Consider the following 6,013-nt stretch of genomic DNA (forward strand, 5'->3'; position numbering starts at 1 on the left):
GGTGAGGGTCTGGCGCTGGCGCTGTCGTATGCCAAGGCGATCGGTGGTGCGCGGGCCGGTGTCATCAAGACGACGTTCAAGGATGAAACCGAGACCGACCTGTTCGGTGAGCAGGCCGTGCTGTGCGGCGGCACCGTGGAGCTGGTGAAGGCGGCGTTCGAGACCCTGACCGACGCGGGCTACGCGCCGGAAATGGCGTACTTCGAGTGTCTCCACGAGCTCAAGCTGATCGTCGACCTGATGTACGAGGGCGGCATCGCCAACATGCGTTACTCGATCTCCAACACGGCCGAGTACGGTGACATCACCCGCGGCCCGCGCGTGATCACTGACGAGACCAAGGCGGAGATGCGCCGGATTCTCGCCGAAATCCAGAAAGGCGAATTCGCCCGCGAATTCATCAACGAAACCCGCAACGGCAGCACCGTGCTCAAGGCCACGGCCCGCCGCAGCGCCGAGCATCCGATTGAATCGGTGGGCGCCAAGCTGCGCGGCATGATGCCGTGGATCGCCGCCAACCAGCTGGTCGACAAGACCAAGAACTAGGGTCGTATCGCCGGCGGGCGCGACCCGCCGGCGTCGGTTCCTGGCGTCGCCATGCGCGTCCGCACCTTTCTTCATATTCCCCACGAAGGCTGGCTGATCGTTGCCGGGCTGGTCCTTTGTGTCTGGCTGGCGCTGCATGAGCAGCACTGGCTGATCGGCGCCAGCCTGTCAGTCGTCTCCCTGTTCGGGCTCGGCTATTTCTACGATTCCGACCGGACCCTTTGTTCAACGCCGCTCGGCGTCGTCGCACCGGTTGACGGTCGTATCGCCTCGGTGGAACTGGTGCGCGACGAGTACCTCGGCCGCAACGCCCTGCGCATTCGGGTGGCCACGGCGCCGCTGGGTGCCTACAGTCTGCGCGCGCCGATCGAGGGCAAGCTGCGCGAGCCCCGCACCGAAAACGGCGATCCCTGCACGAACGTGTCCTGGATCCATTCGGACGAGGGGGACGACGTGCTGATCGCGGCTGGACGCGGCGGCCTGCTCGGCCAGCGACCCTGCATGGTGCCGGTCGGTGAGCGCGTCGGCCATGGACGGCGTTGCGGGCTGCGGCGCTTGGCCCGTCATATCGATGTCTACGTTGACGAGTCGGCGCGTGCGAAAGTGCATCCCGGACAGCCGGTTCGCGCGGGCGTCGACGTGTTGGCGATACTCAAGCGCAAGGCGGCGGCTGAAGGCGAGGAGACCAGCGTATGAGCGAGTCCGACAAATCCATCGACCCGGCCGGAGGCGGTCAGCGGCGGCGCGGCATCTATCTGCTGCCCAACCTGTTCACCACGGCAACGCTGTTCGGCGGGTTCTACGCCATCGTGGCGTCGCTGCGCGGTGAATTCGTCCCGGCCGCGATGGCGATTTTCGCCGCGATGATCGCCGATACGCTGGACGGCCGCGTGGCGCGGCTGACCAATACGCAGACGGACTTCGGCAAGGAATACGACTCGTTGTCCGACATGGTGACCTTCGGACTGGCGTCCGCCGTCGTCATCTACATCTACACGCTGCATTCGCTCGCTGGTGCCATTCCCTACGGCGGCAAGCTGGCCTGGCTGGGCGCCTTCGTCTACACCGCTTGCGCGGCGTTGCGGCTCGCGCGGTTCAATGTGTCCGCGCACCTGGCCGGTGGCAAGGGTTATTTCTTCGGGCTGCCCAGCCCATCGGCGGCCGGCGTGACCGCCGGATTCGTCTGGGTCTGTTCCGAGATGGAGATTTCCGGCGAGTCCCCGCTGGTCGCGGTGGCCGCGTTCGTGCTGACGGTGATGGCCGCGCTGCTGATGATCAGCAACGTGCGCTACTACAGCTTCAAGGACCTGAATCTCAAGGAGCGGGTCCCATTCATCTACATCGTGGCCATCGTCGGTCTGTTCGTGCTGGTGTCGTTCGATCCGCCCAAGGTCGCGTTCTTCGTGTTTCTCGCGTACACGATTTCCGGGCCGGTGATGACGCTGCTGCGGCGTCGGCGCAAGCGCCAGGGCGCGTAGCTTCAGGTTCGCCGCCATCGGCCGATTGATGACATCGGGACTTGATCCTCGCCGACTTGACGCTATAGTCCTCAATATGAAGCCACGCATCCTGCAACTTGATGCCTTCTGCGCGGGCCCTCTGGCCACCGCGCGGCTTCTGCTTGCGCTCCGACTTCTGCCCTCGGGCAGATAATCACGATGCGGACGGCGGCCGCACACCCGCCACTCACCCTAGAATTTACCTGCCGCCATCGGCGTTCTTGGACCCGGTTACGGCAGGCGGCGCATCATGCAGCGCAACAGGGCTCTGGCCCTGCTCCCGAAATGAGGAGGCCATCATGGCAATGATTTCGAATCCGCAGACGAAGTACCGGTCGTTTCCCGTGGTCGGTCTGACCGACCGAACCTGGCCCGATCAGGTGATTTCCGCTCCACCGACCTGGTGCAGCGTGGACTTGCGTGACGGCAACCAGGCACTGATCGAGCCGATGAACCCGGAACGCAAACGCGAGATGTTCGAGCTGCTCGTGTCGGTGGGCTTCAAGCAGATCGAGGTCGGGTTCCCGTCCGCGTCGCAGGCTGATTTCGACTTTGTCCGTGACCTGATCGAGCAGAAGCGCATTCCCGACGACGTCACCATTCAGGTGCTGACCCAGTCGCGCGAACCGCTGATCCGGCGGACCTTCGAGGCGCTGGAGGGTGCGCCGCGCGCGATCGTCCATTTCTACAACGCGACCGCGCCGGTGATGCGTCGGGTCGTGTTCAGGATGGAGCGGGAGGAGGTCATCGATCTGGCCGTGACCCATGCCCGGCTGATTCGCGAACTGGCCGAGGCGCGACCGGGCACCGAGTGGACCTACCAGTATTCGCCGGAAATGTATTCCGGGACCGAACTGGATTTTTCCCGGGACATCGTCGATGCCGTGGTCGAGGCGCTGGGCTCCACGCCCGAGCGCAAGTGCATCATCAATCTGCCGTCCACGGTGGAACGCTCCACGCCGAACGTCTTCGCCGACATGATCGAATGGACCGGCCGCAACCTGAAACGCCGCGACTCGGTGATTCTGTCGGTGCACCCGCATAACGATCGCGGCACCGGCACCGCTGCGGCGGAGTTCGCGATGCTGGCCGGAATCGAGCGCGTCGAAGGCTGTTTGTTCGGCAACGGCGAGCGCACTGGCAACGTGGACATCGTCAACCTGGCGCTGAACATGTACACCGATGGCGTGCATCCCGGCCTGGATTTCTCCGATATCGACGCGATCCGCGCCCGGGTCGAGTACTGCAACCAGTTGCCGGTGCACCCGCGTCATCCCTACGTCGGTGAACTGGTTTACACCTCGTTCTCCGGCTCGCATCAGGATGCGATCAAGAAGGCCTTCGCGGCGCGTCAGCCGGACGAGGTCTGGGACATGCCGTACCTGCCCATCGACCCGATGGACGTCGGTCGCTCCTACGAGGCGGTGATCCGGGTGAACTCGCAGTCCGGCAAGGGTGGTGTCGCCTACCTGCTGGAGCGTGAGCACGGCCTGGACCTGCCGCGTCGCCTCCAGATCGAGTTCAGCGGTGTGGTCCAGACCGTGACCGATGCCACCGGCCGCGAGGTGACCGCCACCGAACTGTGGGACATCTTCAACGACGAGTACCTGCGCGATCACGGGCCCTACGCCTACAGCTCGCATCATCTGGTCGAGGATTCGGCCTCGGGTCACGTCGACCTGAAGGTGCAGGTCGAGGTCGATGGTCAGACCCGGGCCCTGGCGGCAACAGGGCGTGGGCCGATCGAGGCCTTCGTCAGCGCATTGTCCACCGAACTGGGTGAAGCCGTGACCGTGGTGGATTACCACGAACATGCGATCGGCAGTGGCGCGGATGCTCGCGCGGCGACCTATATCGAGCTCAAGCTGGGCGGTGGGAAGACGCTGTTCGGTGTCGGTATCGACGGCAATATCGTCACGGCCTCGCTGTCTGCGATCCTGTCCGGCATCAACCGGGCGTTGCAGGCGCGTCGCGCCGACCGCTCGGCCGCCTGAAGCCGCCCGCCGTGAAACCCGCCCGCCGATCGGAGTATCTGGCGCTGATGGGCCTGACCGAATGGGTCCGTCGGGATCAGCAACCGGCCGAGGCACCGGAGCCGGTGACCGAGGTCGCGCCGACAGCGGAGCCGGTCGCGGCCATCGAAGATCCGCTGACCGAGCAGACACCGGTAGAGTCGCCGGTGGTTGTGCCGGAACCGCAGCCCGAGGCGATTCCGGTGGCGAAGGTTTCCGAGCCGGCGCCCCCGTCCGTTCCGGAGCGAGATCCGCCGGCCATGGACTGGGACGCGCTGCGGGCGCAGGTGGCGCGTTGCACCGCCTGTGCGTTGCACGAGACGCGGACGCAGACCGTGTTCGGCGTGGGGCAGACGCAGGCGGATCTGATGCTGGTCGGCGAGGGGCCCGGTGAGCAGGAGGACCTGCGCGGCGAGCCCTTCGTGGGTGCGGCGGGGCAGTTGCTGGATCGTATGCTGGCCGCCATCGGCCATTCGCGGCAGTCCACCGTATACATCGCCAATGTGGTCAAGTGCCGCCCGCCTGGCAACCGCAAGCCGCATGCGGTGGAGGCGGACGCCTGTCGGGGTTATCTGGAGGCGCAGATCGCGCTGGTGCGGCCGAAGCTGATCGTGGCGCTGGGTCAGGTGGCGGCGACCGGTTTGCTCGGCGAGGACGCGCCGGTGGGCCGACTGCGCCGCGGCAGCCACGTGCACGGTCCCAGCGGCACGCCGGTCATCGTGACCTACCATCCGGCCTATTACCTGCGTCAGCCGCTGGAGAAGCGCAAGGGCTGGGACGACCTCAAGCGCATTCGCGCCCGACTTGCGGAGCCTGCGTGAACGCGGTCGTGCTGGATGCGGAGTGGCAGATTCGCCCCATGCATCCCAGCGACATTCCCCGCGTCGCGGCCATCGATCGTGCCGCCTACGAATTCCCCTGGACCGCCGGCATCTTCGACGACTGTCTGCGCGTCGGCTACAGCAGCTGGGTCGCGGTCAGTATGGGCGATCGGATCGATGGTTACGCGATGATGTCGATGGCGGCGGGCGAGGGTCATATCCTCAATGTCTGCGTGGACCCTGGCAGACAGCGCACCGGTTGCGGCCGCCAGCTGGTCGAACATCTGCTGGAGATCGCGGTCACCGCGGAACTGACCATCGTCTTTCTCGAAGTGCGTCCGACGAACACGGCCGCACTGACGCTTTATCGCAAGCTCGGGTTTCGCGAGATCGGTCGGCGCCCCAACTACTATCCGGCCGCGGGTGGGCGTGAGGATGCCGTCATGCTCGCTTGGGAGCGGACGCTGAGCTGATCACTGGGTAAGCGCCGGTCCGGCCACGCTGAGGCTGACCAGGCCGGAGTTGGCGAGGTCGCCTTGCCGGATCGCCGCCGCCAGTCGCGCGGCATGCTCCTGCGCCTGCTGGAAGATGTACGGACTGACATGCGTTTCTAGAGATGTGGCTAGATCATCTCCCGGTGCACAGGCATCCCAGATGCAGCGCAGCCGGGTGAGTTCGCTCTGTGGGCCGCAATCCACGCCGAGCTGGCAGATCGCCAGCGCCCAGGCCGTGTCATTGATGGCCGAAGCGGTGGGTTCGGGTTCGCCGGATTCCACTTCCAGCAGCAGCGGGGCCAGCATCAGCGCATCGGGTTGACCGGTCTCGACCAGGGTCGCGACGCGGTTCAGTGACGGCGGCCCCAGGTCCGCATCCAGGCGCTTGTCCACCCAGACCCGGAGCTGCGCGGCCGGGTGTCCGGCCTCGGCGGCCAGTGTCTGCCAGATCTCCGCGTTTTCCAGTTGTTCCGGTTGCTCGACGAAGCCCCGGCAGCGTTCGAACTGGCGGCGGTGATAGCTGGCCGCGGGCGGCGGCATCGCGGCGGTGACGACGTCGATCGCCTGACGGGCCGAGGCGAGGCTGTCGGCGTCGCCGTACTTGACCGCGAGCAGCTCGCAGCTGTCGTAGATCAGTCCCA

The 6,013-nt window shown here is 65.9% G+C and carries 6 protein-coding genes and 1 pseudogene; 6 read left to right on the plus strand and 1 reads right to left on the minus strand.

Annotated features, from left to right (window positions below):
* From ABNS06_RS03530 to rimI, 6 genes and pseudogenes are all read left to right on the plus strand, one after another.
* Positions 1-546 (plus strand): annotated as a pseudogene (locus tag ABNS06_RS03530) (ketol-acid reductoisomerase); the annotation flags it as partial.
* A 51-nt stretch (positions 547-597) separates the two neighbouring features.
* Positions 598-1,242 carry a hypothetical protein gene (locus ABNS06_RS03535; protein ID WP_348672602.1) on the plus strand — a complete coding sequence of 215 codons (645 nt, stop codon included), beginning with the start codon at positions 598-600 and terminating at the stop codon, positions 1,240-1,242.
* Complete coding sequence (gene pssA, locus ABNS06_RS03540) at positions 1,239-2,024, plus strand: CDP-diacylglycerol--serine O-phosphatidyltransferase (protein ID WP_348672603.1); 786 nt, start codon at positions 1,239-1,241, stop codon at positions 2,022-2,024. Before ABNS06_RS03535 ends, pssA begins: the two co-directional genes overlap by 4 nt.
* Positions 2,025-2,350: 326 nt before the next feature.
* Entirely contained in the window at positions 2,351-4,039 is a 1,689-nt protein-coding gene (gene leuA, locus ABNS06_RS03545) for a 2-isopropylmalate synthase (protein WP_348672609.1), read from the plus strand.
* Between the two features lie 11 nt (positions 4,040-4,050).
* Entirely contained in the window at positions 4,051-4,878 is an 828-nt protein-coding gene (locus ABNS06_RS03550; protein WP_348672605.1) for a uracil-DNA glycosylase family protein, read from the plus strand.
* Complete coding sequence (rimI, locus tag ABNS06_RS03555) at positions 4,875-5,351, plus strand: ribosomal protein S18-alanine N-acetyltransferase (RefSeq protein WP_348672607.1); 477 nt, start codon at positions 4,875-4,877, stop codon at positions 5,349-5,351. The genes ABNS06_RS03550 and rimI overlap by 4 nt, the downstream gene beginning before the upstream one ends.
* Here rimI and ABNS06_RS03560 read toward each other — a convergent pair.
* Positions 5,352-6,013, minus strand: a 662-nt coding sequence (locus ABNS06_RS03560) for a hypothetical protein (RefSeq protein ID WP_348672608.1), incomplete at its 5' end; no start/stop codon positions are given.

Source organism: uncultured Abyssibacter sp. (assembly GCF_964000955.1).
In the GTDB taxonomy this organism is placed as follows: domain Bacteria; phylum Pseudomonadota; class Gammaproteobacteria; order Nevskiales; family OUC007; genus Abyssibacter.